Here is a 15,406-nt window from a genome sequence, read left to right as displayed (position 1 = left end):
CTTACTTGCTGCTTTTGGCGGCATCGACTTGCAAACCTTCGGTGACAAACTGTGCGGCACGAAAAATAGCACGCGCTTTGTTCATGGTTTCATCCCATTCCGACTGGGGCACCGAATCGGCCACGACTCCGGCACCGGCTTGCACAAATAATTTATTCTCTTGAATCACCGCTGTACGAATCGCGATGGCAGTGTCCATATTGCCGTTCCAACCAAGGTAGCCAACCGCGCCGCCATAGATACCGCGTTTTACCGGCTCTAATTCGTCAATGATTTCCATTGCCCGAATTTTCGGTGCACCAGATAAAGTGCCGGCTGGGAAGGTGGCGCGCAACACATCCATGGCACTCATGCCGTCTTTTATCTTGCCATCCACATTAGACACAATGTGCATCACATGCGAATAGCGCTCAACCAGCATTTTCTCGGTCAACTCAACCTGACCGATTTGAGCAATGCGCCCGACATCATTACGCCCTAAATCAATCAGCATCAAATGTTCCGCCAACTCTTTCGGGTCATTCAGTAAATCTTGCTCTAAAGCCAAATCTTGTTCTTCAGTAAGACCACGACGGCGTGTGCCAGCAATTGGACGCACTGTGACCGTATCGTCCTGCAGGCGCACCAGAATCTCTGGAGAAGATCCAACAATATGCGTATCCGCTAAATCCAAATAGAACATATAGGGCGATGGATTCAAGTGACGTAAAGCACGGTATAAATCCATCGGGCTTTCGTGAAACTCAACCGACATCTGTTGCGAAATGACCACTTGCATGGCATCACCTGCTAAGACATATTGCTGAATCTTACTGACCGCATCTTTAAAAGCCTGTTCTCCAAAACTGGATTGAAAATCAGCTTCAAAAATCGGCTGATGACTGGCAACGTCTTTTGGCATCGGCATTGGTTGATTCAGTTTTTGCACCAGTTCATCAACACGCGCTTGCGCGTTCTGCAGACCGTTTTGTGCCGTTAAATCGGCGTGCACAATCACATGCACTTGACCACTTAAGTTGTCAAACACCACCAATTCTTCAGACACCAATAACTGAATATCCGGTGCACCGATATCATCCCTTTCCGGCGTACTCAGTGCCAAACGCGGCTCAACATAACGAATCGTGTCATAACCAAAATAGCCAACCAAACCACCGCTAAACGCTGGCATTCCGGATGTTTCAAACACCTTAAACTGGTTCTGAAACGCTTCAATCCACGCCAGGGGATCTTTGCTAGTCTGTTGCTGAATCAGCTCGCCATTCGAGTATTCAAAAATTTGCTGACCGCGTACCTCGATACGGCGCGCGCAAGGCAGGCCAATAATCGAGTAACGGCCCCATTTCTCGCCACCGTGAACAGATTCAAATAGATAAGAATAAGCGCCTTGAGCCAACTTATGGTAAACGCTGAGTGGCGTGTCGTAATCGGCCAACACGGTACGCATCACCGGCGCACGATTGAAGCCTTGCTGTTGATATTGGTGAAATTCTGTTGCTGTCATAACTCTTTGCCTAAATAAACATTCTTAATTTAAGGTGCGATTAACGCTGACGCCATTGCCAGAGTTGAAACTGCCACCATCGCCAAATGCCCAAAATCGAGCACCAAAAGGGCTTGGTAAGCTGTTGTAAAAGTCGCCATAAAAAAAGCAGTCCATTGGGCATAATCAAGTCCTTTATTTTGCCTCTAAATAGTTAGGCAGTTCGGCAAATGAATCCATAATAACATCCGGATGGTAATCGCGAATATCTTCACCATGGTTATAACCATATGTCATACAGAAAATATGGAAGCCAGCGGCACGCGCAGCTTTAACATCGGACTTGGAATCACCAATCATCAACGCGTTTTCCGCAGACACACCAAGTAAATCCGCGGCGTGTAGCAACGGCATTGGATGCGGCTTTTTCTCGGCACAGGTATCACCGGACACCACCACTTCAAAATACTCTAACAGTCCTTTGTCTTTTAACAATGGTAACGTGAAAGCTTCGGCTTTATTGGTGACGCACGCAACGCGATAGCCCTGCGCCTTCATCCATTCGATACCTTCAACCACACCATCGTAAACGCAACTGCGCTTGGATGTATTCTCTTGGTAAAGCGCCAAGAAAATCGGATAGGCTTTGTCCATCAATGCTTGCTCCGGCATACCATCCACTGCATTAATCAAAGCACGCTCGGTCAAACGCTGCACGCCGTTACCAACCCAGTTTCGCACAGCCGCTTCGCCGCGTACCGGCAAGCCAAGTTGCTTCATCGTTTCGTCCACGCAGTACGCCAAATCTGGCACAGAATCAATCAAGGTTCCATCCAAATCGATCAATACAAAGCTCGGTTTTAATTTTGTTGTCATCGAATTATTCGCTCTATGGTGGCAGCTTGTCGCCAGCCCCTTATAAATACCAAAACGCTGGTAAGTCCCGAAGACTCCACCAGCGTTCCAACTAAACCACTTAAAATACGTTGAGACAGATTACGCTTTCGCTAGCTCGTCACGCATTTGTTTGATAATGGTGTCGTAACGATTTGCATCATTGGCGTTGGCTTTACCAAAAATACCGGAACCAGAAACAAACGTATCACAACCGGCAGCGGCAACTTCACGAATGTTTTCAACTTTAACACCGCCGTCTATTTCAAGACGAATATCACGGCCTGAAGCATCAATCAATTGGCGAGCCGCTTTGAGTTTTTCCAAGGCTTGCGGAATAAAAGATTGACCACCAAAACCTGGGTTAACCGACATGATAAGAATCATGTCGATTTTATCCATAACGTGCTCTAGGTAGTGCAATGGCGTATGCGGGTTAAAAACCAAACCCGCTTTTGCGCCCATGTCTTTAATAACTGCTAAAGAACGGTCGATGTGCTCAGACGCTTCTGGGTGGAAAGTCACGTAATCCGCACCGGCATTAATAAAGTCAGGAATAACGCGATCAACTGGCTTAACCATCAAATGTACGTCAATCGGCGCTTTAACCCCTTCACGATCCATGAATTTTTTCAACGATTCACAAACCAATGGCCCGATGGTCAAGTTTGGTACATAGTGATTATCCATTACATCAAAGTGAACCACGTCAGCACCGGCTGCAATCACATCTTTTACGTCTTTACCCAGTGTTGCAAAATCTGCCGATAGAATCGACGGTGCAATCCAATTTTCTTTTTTAGCCATGAGGTTAAACCCTTTGTAAAAATTGTCGAAAAAATAATGCGTGCATTTTAACAGCATCCTTATAAAATGGGCAAAAAAATGGCGGCGACAATCTTCGGTAATCGCCCTGTAACAAACCTGTGTAAAATTTTCGGCACTGCCATCTTAGTGTCATTTTTCATGCGTAGAATCCAGTGAATAAGCAAAAACTTAAGCACAAAGATTCATAAGGATAGCAAGTCATGGAAGAGAAGCAAATCAACACGCCAATGCAACGTACTCTAAACCGTCCAGAACGCCTGTTAAAACGTGCGATTCGCGGTGTGGTGTTCATTGGTCTCGTTGTGATTGCGATTGCCACCGTCATCGCTGGAATCGAAGAAGTGAGCAAAATGATACAGGCGAAAGTCGTCACTTTGGCGGATTTACTATTGTTATTCCTCTATTTAGAGGTGTTGGCAATGGTGGCGATTTACCTCGACTCTGGTAAACTGCCCATCCGTATGCCTCTGTACATCGCCATCGTGGCTTTGGCGCGCTATATGATTTTGGACATGAAAAGCCTCAATGAATGGCAGATGATTGCCATCGCTGGAACCATTACGTTGATAACGCTATCGATACTGGTTTTGCGTTACTCCAGCGCCCACTACTCCAAAGATTAATCCAGACACGTCTGCCTTGGTGATGATTACCTAGGCAGAAAAGATTTTAGACTCAACTCATCAGGAAGCCTCTATGCAGCCTCTTTATGAATCAAACCTGACCAGCCTACCTCTTATTGGCAAGGGTAAAGTTCGCGATATTTATGACATTGATGACAAGCATATGCTTATCGTCACCACCGATCGAATTTCGGCTTTTGATGCCGTGCTACCAACCCCTATCCCAGGAAAAGGTCGCATTTTGACCGAGACCGCACAATTTTGGATGAATAAAACCACCGCAATTGTTCCCAACCAACTCACCAATGATTTGGCTTTGGCAGATTATCTGACCAGCGACGAATTGGCCCAATTAGACGGGCGCGGCATGATTGTTAAAAAGCTCAAACCTTTACCGGTTGAAGCGATTGTGCGCGGTTATTTAGTCGGTTCAGGCTGGAAAGAGTACAAAAAGAAGCAGAGCGTCTGTGGAATTAAACTGCCAAAAGGTTTAGTGCAAGCGCAGCAACTTCCTGAGCCACTCTTCACCCCTTCAACCAAGGCAGAAGTCGGTGACCATGATGAAAACATCAGCTTTGAACGCCTTTGTGAAATAATGGGCGAAGAAAAATCGCAAAAAGTAAAAGCCATCGCTTTGGCTCTTTATCAATTTGCGGCTGAATTTGCCAAAGAACGCGGCATTATCATCGCCGATACCAAATTTGAATTTGGCGAAGATGAAAACGGCGAAATTTATCTGATTGATGAAGCCCTAACACCAGATAGTTCACGCTTCTGGCCGGCATCAAGTTATGCTGAAGGGTCAAATCCACCAAGTTTCGATAAACAATATATTCGTGACTATTTGGAATCTCTGGATTGGAATAAAAAAAGTGCGACCGCTCCGGAATTACCGGAAGATGTTGTCAAACGTACTTTAGAGAAATACCAAGAAGCGCAAGCGCGCCTCACAGAGAATCCATAATCTCCTGTCCACCTTCTCCTCCAAAAAAAACTGATGAGAATGGCTAAGTTCAGTGGCTGTAAGGCTTAACGATTTCGCAACGCGAATCTTCCAGCCTTACAAGAAGCCCCACACAATACCGCATAAATACCGATTTACACCCCATAAATTGCTGAACTATCGCGGTCTTTACCACCTTATTTGCCTTTCGGAATACGTTTTATGACTGGATTTTTTATTACCGGCACCGACACCGACGTCGGCAAAACCTTTATCGCGGCACGCATCGCACGTAGCCTAATACAGCAAGGTTTTTCCGTGCGTGTACGTAAACCCATCGCTTCTGGCTGCACACGCCAAGCGGATGGCTCACTACTAAGTGACGATGCCCTGCGCTTACAACAAGGCGCCAATAGCAACGAAAACTTACAAGAGATTTGCCCTTATCAATTTGAACCAGCCATTTCTCCACATCTTGCTCTACAGCAAGCAGGGAAATGGGTGACCATCGAACAATTAGCACAATCCTGCCACCCGACCTTGGGAACCCGAGAAGCCCTATTGGTAGAAGGCGCCGGTGGCTGGTTATCTCCTTTAGCCAATGATGGCTTTAACCGCGACCTTGCTGTACAGCTGCGCTTACCAGTTATCCTAGTCATCGCTAATCGCTTAGGCTGCATCAACCATGCACTATTGACCGCGCAAGCAATTCAACAAAGCGGCTTAACCCTGCACTGCGCGGTAGTGAATCAAGTGCATGACAAACAAGATTTTAGCAGCGGTCTCGAAGACTGGATTGAGTGCCCTATCTATCGCCAAGAACACACTACCGACAGCGAAATCATTCCTTTAGCAGACTTCAAACTCTAAGCATTTAAGCAGAGTCGCAAGACTGACTCTAATCGGTCAAACTTTCACTCTTTGCTTACAGTCATCCGACAGGCATGAAATAACTTAATGCAATGAGTCCATCAGAACCAAAAAATCCTAAAAAAACGCATAAAAAAAAAGAAAAATGAGCGCCTTACTAAAAGGTGGATAAGTGGCCACACTTCATCATAATTTTGTGTTAAGAATCCCAATAAATAATCGTTATAAACGCTGAAACCTCGATAAACAAAGGGGCCAAAGTTGCTTTTCGGGTTTGTTCACAGAACTTCACAACCTGTGCATAACTCTGTGTATGAAATTAATAAAAAATCAATTTTGCATGGGATGACAAGCAGTTAGAGAAAGAACTGCAGAAAAGTTATTCAAACTGTGTTTAAAGACCAAGCTATATTACTGATTCGCTTGTACACCAAACCTGAAAACCGGGCAACCACCGAACAATTACTCCGTTTTATCTGCTCCGGCAGAGCCGAATGAAGCCAGTTTCATAAGCAATAGAACCGCTAAGACACCACCAAGAAATGCCAATGTCCATAATGGCCACAACTCCCAGATAACCTGCCACTCCTCAGCAATCACTATATTTTCAGCATGAATCTTTTCAGCCAATACCCAGCTATCCACCTTGCCCAGTAATGCATAAAACACAATCGTAAGCGTCCGGCAATCACCGGTTGCTAGGTTGCCAATTGTGCGGTAGGAGTTGGTCGATTTGACTGGCTTTATGGGTGGGCAAGCGTTCAAGCACGTCTTTGAGATAGGCGTAAGGATCCAGGCCGTTATTCTTGGCCGATTGAATCAAGCTCATAATATTCGCCGCACGTTGACCACTGCGCAGACTGCCGGCAAACAGCCAATTCTTGCGACCTAACGCCCAAGGTCGGATTTGATTTTCCACCCAGTTATTATCGATGGGCAGGCGGCCATCTCCGAGGTATCGGCTTAAGGCATCCCAACGTTTCAGGCTATAGTGAATCACTTTTTCCGTTGCCCCACCTTTGGGCACTTTTTCTCGATGGACCTGCAGCCATTTGAGCAGCAAGTCCATAATCGGTTTGGATTTTTGCTGCCGAATGGTCTGTCGTTCCTCTGGGGCTAAGGGTTGAATCTCTTTTTCAATCGCGTAAAGTTGCCCCATTAGTTCAATGGCTTGAATGGCAATCGTGCTTTTGCCGCTTTCATGCAGTTCCACGAACTTACGACGGGCATGCGCCATGCAACCGACTTCGGTCACGCCTTGTTTAAAACTGGCTTTGTACCCAGGATAGTCATCACACACCAACAATCCTTTCCAATCCTGTAGCACCTCTCGTGCAAACTTGCCGTTTCGTCCTTCACTAAAGTGGTAATACACCGCCTTATGTTGTGCATTGGCTGGATTGGTGTAGGCCCACAGATAGGCTTTATGGGTTTTCTTATTCCCCGGCTTGAGCATGGGCACTGGGGTTTCATCGGCGTGCAAGACCGGTTGCGTCAGCAAAAAGTCTTTGAGTGCTTGAGCCACCGGTTCAAGTTGAACACCACAGACGCCGACCCATTCGGCTAAAGTGGAACTGGGTAATTTAACACCGGCCCGTTCAAAGATCTGAGCTTGACGATACAGCGGTAAGTGATCAGCGTATTTGGCGATGAGCAGATGTGCGAGTAACCCAGAGGTTGGCAGACCTTTGTCAATGATTTGTGGGGGCATCGGTTTTTGAATCAGAGTTTCACAGGCATCGCACGCCCATTTGGAGCGAATATGACGTTCCACTTGAAACGTCCCGGGCAGATAATCCAGCTTCTCACTGACGTCTTCACCAATATGGCGTAATTGACAGCCACATGAACAGGTGGTGGATTCGGGATCATGACGGATGTCAAGACGAGGTAGGTTTTCGGGTAGCGGCTGACGCTTAGGTTTTTTCTTTGGTTGCGCTGTGTCGGTTTTGTCTCTAAGCGCATCCAGTTCCGATTCAATCGCCGCAATGTCGGCATCGGTCACTTCATCCAACAGTGTCATCTGTAAGGCGCTGATCTGTTCACTTTTGTGTGAGAATTTTAAACGTCTGAGATAGGCTAACTCATAGGTGAGTTGATCGATTTTTAGGGTCTTGTGCTGAATCTCTTTGGCATTGGCCGCAATGCGTTGGTCTTTTTCTTGAAGACGAGCTTCTTGAGTCTCGACCTGAATGAATAACTGCGCCGCCAGTGTTCGTAACTGGTCGGCAGAGAGTTGATGGAGGTTTGGCATTGTTTTCATGCCGCGGATTATAAAGACTAACTCAGTGATAAGGAAGTCTCGAGCCGTTGCCAAGGCAAGCCTTGCACCAGAGCCAGACATTGTTCAGGTGAGAGTGTCACGGAATCGCCGCGCCACAGCTCAGCCCAATGGAATTTACCTTGATTCAAACGTCGAGCACACAGCCAGATGCCTAAGCCATCGTGGATCAGTATCTTCATTCGATTGCCACGCTTATTGGCAAACAGATACGCATGATGGGGCTTGGCCTCACCAAACACGGCAATGACACGAGCTAATGCGGTATCGGGTCCTGCACGCATATCCATGGGTTCAGTCGCCAGCCAATAATGATCAATGCGAATCATGACTGCACCGACTTGACAAAGGCGCTTAATTTGGCCAATTCTGTGACAGGCCAGTGCACAGCAATCTTGCCTTGAGGTGCAGGCAGTTCGACCAAGAGCGTTTGAGGCGATGACGGCGGCAGATCGTTCAAGACCAGCGGAATAAATGCCGCTTGGGAAGCATGGCGTTTTTTAAGCTGACGCTTCCAGTTCTGTATTTGATTGGCATTGATGCCGTAGTCTCGAGCCACTTGTGCAATCGAGGTGTTAGGGTCCTCGCAAGCGGTCAAAACCTGCTGTTTGAATTCCCGTGAGTAGCGACGGCGAATCTTTTTGACTGTGGGAAGCGTTGATAGTGTGTCTGTCATAATAAGTGCCCATTTAAAATACGTGGGCACCTAATTATTCACAGATAAGTGTGGTTGGTAAGAGGTGTTTACCGGACGGTTACACACAATCGCCATTAACAATATAATAAATAGACACATCTTTACACCCTCTCAAACCGCTTAAACGGAAAAACATCCGCCAATAAAAAACCCGCCGAAGCGGGTTTTAAAGAATGCCAATCAAATTATTTTTCAGGCATCATTGATGAGTGGTGATGGCTGATCTTCCACTCGCCATTACGGAACTCGTAGACGAAAGTGTAACGCGCAGGAACCACTTGAGGCTTACCGTCTTTAATGACTTTAAACTCATACACACCTGCATCCGTTAACTTATTACAGCCTTGTTTTAGATTACGGGAAATAATCGTACCGTAAGGCTTAGACTCTAAGAAATGGTGAAAATAATCTTCGATTTCTGCATGGTTAACACGTGGCACATTAGAAACCGTTGGCAGTAAAATTGCATCTTCCCAATATAGGCTAGCGACAGCTTTTTGGTCATGTGTTTGCAATGCCATATTCCAACGATCAAACAACTCTTGCGCTACACGCTCTGAAGAGGGTGCACAAACGCAAGATTCGTTTGCGGTTGGCGTATCAATCGGCTTATACATATCTCGCGTGGTCACTGGAGACTCTTGCAAACCACGATTACCTTGGTTACTACCTACACTAACGCGAGGATTAATATCCCATTCAATGCCTACTGTTCCACTGATTGATCGACGATTACTCATAGCATTCCATTCTTATTTAATTGTTTGAACATAGTCCTTGCCATGTTTTTGCAAGAACTCTAAAAACTCATTGGCTAAAACTGAAAGTTCTTTGCCTTTCGGATAAACGATATTCCACTGCTTCTGCAATGGAAAACCTTCAACATCCAGCATCGCAATTGAACCATAAAGATGCTCATCACGCGAGAGTGCGTGACTGGAAACACAAGCAACGCCCAAATCAGCCATAACACAATACTTGATTGACTCGTATGTTTCCATGGTCAGGCGCTCATCAATCTTCAACCCCTGCGCAGCAAATAAAGACTCCACCGCAGAACGGATACCAGAACCTTCTTCACGCATGATAAACGGCTCTTCCGCCAAACGCTTTAAAGTGACTTTTTGGCCAACTAAACTATGTTGCGGATGAGCAATGATCACCAACGGATTGGGAATATAAGGCACAACTTCAAGATCTTGCGAATTACTCGGGACTTGCCCAATGATATACAAATCATCTAAATTTTGTTCTATTCGCTTAAACAGATTTTCGCGATTAGTGACTTTTAGGCTCAGTTCAATGTCTTCGTGCTTCTTACAAAACTCACCCAGTGCTTGCGGCGTAAAATATTTTGCTGTCGTGACAATCGCAATCCGCAAACGTCCACGCTTTAAACCTTTATAGTCATCGAGCATCATCTCTAAATTAGAGAGTCGGTCAATAATATCACGGCAGCTGCTGGCGACTTTTTCGCCAACCTCGGTCAGATAGATATTGCGTCCGACCTGCTCATACAAAGGCATATTAATCGCCTCAGCAAAACTTTTAACCTGTGCCGAAACCGTGGGCTGGGTTAAAAAGAGTTCTTGCGCCGCACGCGTAAAACTCAAATGGCGTGATACCGCGTCAAAAATCTGTATTTGGCGTAATGAAGCATGACGCAGTAGAAAATGGCTATTGGTACTGGCATTCGGTAGTCGACTCATGTCGCTCCTTATATCGGTAACACCCGATACGGGCAATCCATAGATTTTAATGAATATCCCGCCAGTTGCAAATAGAGAATCTCTATTTTCATGCCTTACACCAAAACGATTGCCGATTTTACGCCTTTCATCTTACATCGCATCGGTACAAGCCGGACCATTCGGACCGTTCAAGCGCGTCAAGGCTGCTGACGCAGCACGCGCCGCTTCTTGTACATCGGCCTCTTTCCCTGCCATAATCAAACGCCCATAAGCGCCGACAGCACGCGCTTCAATCAAGGTGATATTTGCCGCTTTCTCCGCTTCGTTCGCCGCATAGATAATATACCCTGCCGGATCCGTTTCCATGATCAACATACATTGCCCAGGAAGAATCATCGATCCCTTTCGATTATCACGGTTAATCAACGTTGCATGATCCGGCGTAATCGAACGGATAACTTCGTGCCACATCAAACGACAAGGGTGGCGTGTACTGTGTTCTGTGTTCATATAACGCAGCATGTGATCACCCGATTCCAATACATCACTCTGTACGCGGTGATGCACAAAAATCGAACCGTAAGATCGTTCAACAATCTGTTGACCAAGGTGGACGTTAGAGGCTTTGAGGGCGATATCCGACAGGCGATGAACCGCCATACCCGGCGCCACTTCAACCCACAAACAACTGTCACCCGGAACAGGAAGGAAACCCATTGAGGCCGTCCCCATATAAGCCGCAAGTTGGGGCTGTAAAGAGTCAATAAAGACCCAGGTACGTAACTCAATCATGCCGAGACAGATTCCAATATAATTAAAAATATTCGCTATCTTAAGGACTTTACTACCCAAAGAGAAATTGATATTTCACGCTGGTTATATAGAAGGGAGTCAATAAGTACTATTTGATTATTGTTCTATAGACTCGTAAGACCATACACCAATAATCACTCAAAAATAACAAAAAAGGATGCCAAGGCATCCTTTCTAATTCTATCGCAAGCGATAAAACTTAATCCGGCCAGACTCGACGTCTTGGGAACGCCTTAATCTTGTCCGCAATGTGTGTCTCTTGCGCATCCGCTTTCACCGCAGGTTTCGCTGCCGCTTTGGCTGGTGCTTTCTTAACCACTGGCTTTTTCGCCGCAGTTGAAACTGACTCCACCGGCGCAGCACTCTCTGCTGGGCTGGCATCTGCCATCACATTTGCTGGAATTTCACCACGATTCTGTTCACTCATTCCGCTGTCTCCTGAGTCACTTTAAGCAGAGCGCCATCAATACCCTGCGCTAACGCAAAATCGATGTCACTCAAACCCGATTGCTCGTGAGCGTAAATAATTACCGAGACATGTTCTCGTCCGAAGCTGAGATTTGGGTGATGCCCGACGGTTTCTGCAACCTCCGCAACTTCATCCAAAAATTCACGCAGGACATCGAAACTCGCGAACTCGTATCGCGCTTCTAAGGTCCCCGCTTTATCTCGTTGCTTCCACTTTGGACTCATACAAAGTTCCATTGTGGTACCGGATTCGCGGCCATGTTTTGGTAGTACTCTTCTAGCCAACCTTGTACTCGAACCAATTGCGTCTGTTCTTCTTCTAAAAGACGAGAGAACAACGCAAAATCATCCGCAGCACCCACATTTTGACTGTACTGTGTTGCTTCACCGTAAAGTTGAATCAACGCCAGTTCTCGCGCTTCACACGTGCGCAGCGCTTCAATAATGTTGTTCGCTGAATTCGCTGGACTGAGAATACTTCCCGCCGGTAAAGCACCTTGGCTTACCATTCGGTCCGTAATCAGATTGGCGTGTTGAAATTCTTCGTTTGCCAAGGTCACAAAACCTTCTGCAAACTGCATTTCGTTGCGGAACTTCGATAAGGAAGCCTGAGCCAGATAATGCTGACCTGCTGAAAACTCCAAGCTCAATGCACGACCCAAGTAACCTAATATTTGCGTATTCGGCGCTTGTGTTTGTGCGCTTTCAAAGCGAGGGTAAGCGGCAGCGCCCGGCAGGACATTGCCTTGCATATTCGGTTGGTAACGCATTCGTGCCTCCTGGTCTCAGTGAGAATTAACCCTTACAGACGTTTCGCTGAACCGGTGTTGCCCATTTCTAAAACAGGCTCCACTTCTTTGTGTGGACGGGCAATGATGTGCGCCGCAACCAGACCGTCACCTACACGCTCACACGCGTCTGCGCCAGCACGTACTGCTGCGTTGACCGCACCGGTTTCACCACGAACCATAATGGTGACATAACCACCACCAACAAATTCACGCGAAACAAGACGGACTTCCGCCGCTTTCGTCATAGCATCAGCTGCTTCGATTGCAGGAACAAGACCACGCGTCTCGATCATACCTAGTGCAATTCCATATTCACTCATGAATAGGCTCCTTAAAATAGGGGGGATTATTGAGCGGTAAGTACCGGTTCAACTTCTTTGTGTGGACGTGCAATGATGTGTGCTGCAACTAGACCGTCACCTACACGCTCACACGCGTCTGCGCCAGCGCGAACGGCTGCGTTTACCGCACCTGTCTCACCACGAACCATAATGGTTACATAACCACCACCAACAAACTCGCGAGAGACTAAACGTACTTCCGCTGCTTTGGTCATCGCATCAGCCGCTTCGATGGCTGGTACTAGACCACGTGTTTCGATCATTCCTAGTGCAATACCGTATTCACTCATGATTTTCTCCTGACTAATAGGGGGTTATAAACTTATGCTTTTTCTGCAGTTAAAACAGGTTCAACTTCTTTGTGTGGACGGGCAATGATGTGCGCCGCAACCAGACCGTCACCAACACGCTCACATGCGTCTGCACCAGCACGTACTGCTGCGTTGACCGCACCTGTCTCACCACGAACCATAATGGTTACATAACCACCACCTACAAATTCACGGCTAACTAGGCGTACTTCTGCCGCTTTAGTCATCGCATCCGCTGCTTCAATCGCTGGAACTAAGCCGCGGGTTTCGATCATGCCTAAAGCAATACCATATTCACTCATCGGTTTCTCCTTTCGAGTTTTTTATTCATTTGTCATCTGGGTTGATGATGTCCTGCCAATTATCAATTATTCCGGACACCGTTAAATCACTTAGTAATCGTTTGTCTCCGGCAGCGTCTCGCGCCGCAGAGTTGGCAATCGTAAATACCCAATCGCCTTCTTTGGTGCCAATCGGGTCCATGCCTACGGCTGTGCCCCCGCCTAGCGTTTTTAATTCTTTGAGCGGCAGATGCCCTAAATCATCTAGTCGACTGGTTAGGGTGATTTGTCGGCCTATTTGATGAATCTGCATCGCTACTTGCTCTCCCAGTCCCATTTGTCGAGGATTCCGACAATGGTCAGGTCGCTTGGGTAGCCTTTGGTTCCGGTCGCATCTCGCGCCGCTGAACTGCCGCAACACAATACGAAGTCGCCTTTTCGACAGCCTACCGGGTCAACCGCAACCATCGGACTGCCACCCGGTTTGTCTTCCACTAACAGCAACGGCATATAGTCCATCATCGCTATTCGATTGGTAGAAACTACCGTGCCGGTAACACGCCAAATTTTCACTTTGCCATCCTTAAATCGGTTAATCGTTATCTAGCCGGAATGCTGGTCGATGACTACTGTAATCGCGCAGAGTACACATCGTGTGCAACATTCCAGTTGCAGATAACTCGGCAAAGCGTTGCTGAACTAAGCCAGCAATCCGCTTTGCCTTGTTCGCAGCGCGGTCTTTTGAACCCGGAACCCGTCCGTCATATTCAAAACCGACAATCAGCGGAATCGGCAACATCTTAGTTAGATTCAGTTTTTTGAAAATTTTGATGCCAACTTTGACATCATCAAGCCCTTCTTCAAGAGTCTCCAAAAAACTGTAATAGGTTAGATTGCGCAACTGCACTTCACTAAACCCATTGCCTATTCCAATAAAGCGTTCCGCGTGACCGATATCACTGTAACAGCCAGATTCATAATGATGCACATAGTCAATCTGTGCCAGATTACGCTCAAGCAACCAAGCAAGTAGCTTACGTAAGTTGGCTGCTTTATCGACGCGCTTTCGAAGATGCGAAACCCGTAGACTGTCAACCAACACCGCACGTGCTTGCTCGGCATCTAAATTCAATGTTTGGTGATACAGCAAATGACTATCAACATAGTCTGCTAAACCAACCTGGCCATATTCATCAGGAATATGCACCCGTAAACTATCATCATCGGTATTAACCCCCAAAAGGGCGATATCGACGGTCGCTCCGCAACCAAAACGATCTTCAATCGCTTGCTTAAAAGCATTTAATTTATCCAAAGCCGCTCGTGCAGCTTTTGTATCGTCACTGCCATGCGCAGCACAGCCTTGATGATGTGGATCGGATTTTGAGAAATGATAGGACGCGATTTTTAAATATCGGGTCGCTTCATTGGCCGCATTAGGCTTAGCTTCTCGAAACCGTAAATGTTCGGTAAAGACCCAATTCCTTACACTTTCGCTGACATCAAACAAGGCACCAGCATGGGCTTTACGACGCACCAAAGAATAGGGCAACCGTAATATATAGCTGACAAAGTGCGCTAAACGACCATCCGCGCATGGCGCGACACCGATCGAATGATATCCCAATGATTGAAATACCTCCGCTACCTCTGCAGTTTGTTGACCTTTAAGCGGGTCTTGCTCGAAAAACTCTTGGCTAAATGCAAGATATTGTTCAAACACGCATTGAGCATAAAGCTTGCTTAGATTCAGGCCGCCGACACTTGCCTCAGCAAGTACCTTATCTGGCAACTTAAATCCAAGTTCAGCTTGTAAAATGGCATTTGCCGAACGTGAAAAATCACCAAGACCTACCATATTTTGCAGACGCGGTAACAACGTTTCAATACGATCGAAACGAGCTTTAGACGTCAACTCATAATCACGTAAGCGCTGATTCTCCACGGTATCGACTAAAGGATGCCCTACTCTAAAAGTAGGGGCAAACAAGTGCGGAACCAAACCATTTTTATAAGGTACAGGCACCACATGTTGTTTTGCAGCCTTACGACGTGCACCCTTAGTAAATACTGCCTTATTCATAGCAACCG

The 15,406-nt window shown here is 46.7% G+C and carries 22 protein-coding genes; 3 read left to right on the top strand and 19 right to left on the bottom strand.

What is annotated here, in order from left to right; genetic code table 11:
- Position 1 precedes the first annotated feature (1 nt).
- From trpE to rpe, 3 genes are all read right to left on the bottom strand, one after another.
- Positions 2–1,504, bottom strand: a complete 1,503-nt coding sequence (trpE, locus tag HRR27_RS01585; RefSeq protein ID WP_173269873.1) for an anthranilate synthase component I — start codon at positions 1,502–1,504, stop codon at positions 2–4.
- A 174-nt stretch (positions 1,505–1,678) separates the two neighbouring features.
- A complete protein-coding gene (locus HRR27_RS01580; protein WP_173269870.1) occupies positions 1,679–2,359 on the bottom strand; it encodes a phosphoglycolate phosphatase in 681 nt (226 codons plus the stop codon).
- 120 nt (positions 2,360–2,479) lie between these two features.
- Positions 2,480–3,184, bottom strand: a complete 705-nt coding sequence (gene rpe / locus HRR27_RS01575; protein ID WP_173269867.1) for a ribulose-phosphate 3-epimerase — start codon at positions 3,182–3,184, stop codon at positions 2,480–2,482.
- A gap of 221 nt (positions 3,185–3,405) precedes the next feature.
- Between rpe and HRR27_RS01570 the strand changes: the two genes are divergently transcribed.
- From HRR27_RS01570 to bioD, 3 genes are all read left to right on the top strand, one after another.
- Positions 3,406–3,828, top strand: a complete 423-nt coding sequence (locus HRR27_RS01570) for a phosphate-starvation-inducible protein PsiE (protein WP_243830861.1) — start codon at positions 3,406–3,408, stop codon at positions 3,826–3,828.
- Between the two features lie 73 nt (positions 3,829–3,901).
- Positions 3,902–4,792 (top strand): phosphoribosylaminoimidazolesuccinocarboxamide synthase, encoded by an 891-nt coding sequence (locus HRR27_RS01565; protein ID WP_173269864.1) that lies wholly within the window; start codon positions 3,902–3,904, stop codon positions 4,790–4,792.
- 201 nt (positions 4,793–4,993) lie between these two features.
- Positions 4,994–5,641, top strand: coding sequence for a dethiobiotin synthase (gene bioD / locus HRR27_RS01560; RefSeq protein WP_173269861.1), 648 nt, complete (start codon positions 4,994–4,996; stop codon positions 5,639–5,641).
- A 462-nt stretch (positions 5,642–6,103) separates the two neighbouring features.
- Here the strand turns inward: bioD and HRR27_RS01555 are convergent, their stop codons facing one another.
- From HRR27_RS01555 to HRR27_RS01480, 16 genes are all read right to left on the bottom strand, one after another.
- Positions 6,104–6,310 (bottom strand): hypothetical protein, encoded by a 207-nt coding sequence (locus HRR27_RS01555; RefSeq protein ID WP_173269857.1) that lies wholly within the window; start codon positions 6,308–6,310, stop codon positions 6,104–6,106.
- 19 nt (positions 6,311–6,329) lie between these two features.
- Entirely contained in the window at positions 6,330–7,904 is a 1,575-nt protein-coding gene (tnpC, locus tag HRR27_RS01550) for an IS66 family transposase (protein ID WP_173269854.1), read from the bottom strand.
- A 17-nt stretch (positions 7,905–7,921) separates the two neighbouring features.
- Positions 7,922–8,251, bottom strand: a complete 330-nt coding sequence (tnpB, locus tag HRR27_RS01545) for an IS66 family insertion sequence element accessory protein TnpB (RefSeq protein WP_173269097.1) — start codon at positions 8,249–8,251, stop codon at positions 7,922–7,924.
- Positions 8,248–8,598: a transposase gene (locus HRR27_RS01540; RefSeq protein ID WP_173269095.1), complete on the bottom strand. Its 351-nt coding sequence runs from the start codon at positions 8,596–8,598 to the stop codon at positions 8,248–8,250. The genes tnpB and HRR27_RS01540 overlap by 4 nt, the downstream gene beginning before the upstream one ends.
- A gap of 206 nt (positions 8,599–8,804) precedes the next feature.
- Complete coding sequence (locus HRR27_RS01535) at positions 8,805–9,359, bottom strand: SgcJ/EcaC family oxidoreductase (protein ID WP_173269851.1); 555 nt, start codon at positions 9,357–9,359, stop codon at positions 8,805–8,807.
- Positions 9,360–9,371: 12 nt separating this feature from the next.
- Positions 9,372–10,328, bottom strand: coding sequence for a LysR family transcriptional regulator (locus HRR27_RS01530; protein ID WP_173269848.1), 957 nt, complete (start codon positions 10,326–10,328; stop codon positions 9,372–9,374).
- A gap of 132 nt (positions 10,329–10,460) precedes the next feature.
- Complete coding sequence (locus HRR27_RS01525; protein WP_173269844.1) at positions 10,461–11,102, bottom strand: BMC domain-containing protein; 642 nt, start codon at positions 11,100–11,102, stop codon at positions 10,461–10,463.
- A gap of 220 nt (positions 11,103–11,322) precedes the next feature.
- Positions 11,323–11,550 carry a hypothetical protein gene (locus HRR27_RS01520; protein WP_173269841.1) on the bottom strand — a complete coding sequence of 76 codons (228 nt, stop codon included), beginning with the start codon at positions 11,548–11,550 and terminating at the stop codon, positions 11,323–11,325.
- Positions 11,547–11,816 (bottom strand): 4a-hydroxytetrahydrobiopterin dehydratase, encoded by a 270-nt coding sequence (locus tag HRR27_RS01515; protein WP_173269838.1) that lies wholly within the window; start codon positions 11,814–11,816, stop codon positions 11,547–11,549. The genes HRR27_RS01520 and HRR27_RS01515 overlap by 4 nt, the downstream gene beginning before the upstream one ends.
- Positions 11,813–12,361, bottom strand: coding sequence for a ferritin-like domain-containing protein (locus HRR27_RS01510; protein ID WP_173269835.1), 549 nt, complete (start codon positions 12,359–12,361; stop codon positions 11,813–11,815). Before HRR27_RS01510 ends, HRR27_RS01515 begins: the two co-directional genes overlap by 4 nt.
- A gap of 32 nt (positions 12,362–12,393) precedes the next feature.
- Positions 12,394–12,702 (bottom strand): alpha-carboxysome major shell protein CsoS1, encoded by a 309-nt coding sequence (csoS1, locus tag HRR27_RS01505; protein ID WP_173269831.1) that lies wholly within the window; start codon positions 12,700–12,702, stop codon positions 12,394–12,396.
- A gap of 26 nt (positions 12,703–12,728) precedes the next feature.
- Positions 12,729–13,016 carry an alpha-carboxysome major shell protein CsoS1 gene (gene csoS1 / locus HRR27_RS01500; RefSeq protein WP_279585868.1) on the bottom strand — a complete coding sequence of 96 codons (288 nt, stop codon included), beginning with the start codon at positions 13,014–13,016 and terminating at the stop codon, positions 12,729–12,731.
- A 29-nt stretch (positions 13,017–13,045) separates the two neighbouring features.
- The gene (csoS1, locus tag HRR27_RS01495) at positions 13,046–13,336 is read right to left on the bottom strand and encodes an alpha-carboxysome major shell protein CsoS1 (protein ID WP_173269824.1); all 291 of its coding nucleotides are present in this window, start codon (positions 13,334–13,336) and stop codon (positions 13,046–13,048) included.
- Between the two features lie 25 nt (positions 13,337–13,361).
- A complete protein-coding gene (locus HRR27_RS01490) occupies positions 13,362–13,628 on the bottom strand; it encodes a EutN/CcmL family microcompartment protein (RefSeq protein WP_173269821.1) in 267 nt (88 codons plus the stop codon).
- A 2-nt stretch (positions 13,629–13,630) separates the two neighbouring features.
- The gene (locus tag HRR27_RS01485; protein WP_173269817.1) at positions 13,631–13,888 is read right to left on the bottom strand and encodes an alpha-carboxysome shell vertex protein CsoS4; all 258 of its coding nucleotides are present in this window, start codon (positions 13,886–13,888) and stop codon (positions 13,631–13,633) included.
- A 19-nt stretch (positions 13,889–13,907) separates the two neighbouring features.
- Complete coding sequence (locus tag HRR27_RS01480; RefSeq protein WP_173269814.1) at positions 13,908–15,398, bottom strand: carboxysome shell carbonic anhydrase; 1,491 nt, start codon at positions 15,396–15,398, stop codon at positions 13,908–13,910.
- Positions 15,399–15,406 lie beyond the last annotated feature (8 nt).

This window comes from Thiosulfatimonas sediminis, from assembly GCF_011398355.1.
GTDB lineage: Bacteria > Pseudomonadota > Gammaproteobacteria > Thiomicrospirales > Thiomicrospiraceae > Thiomicrorhabdus > Thiomicrorhabdus sediminis_A.
The sequence above is the reverse complement of the archived record's forward strand: the minus strand, read 5'-3'. Positions and strand labels throughout refer to the sequence as shown.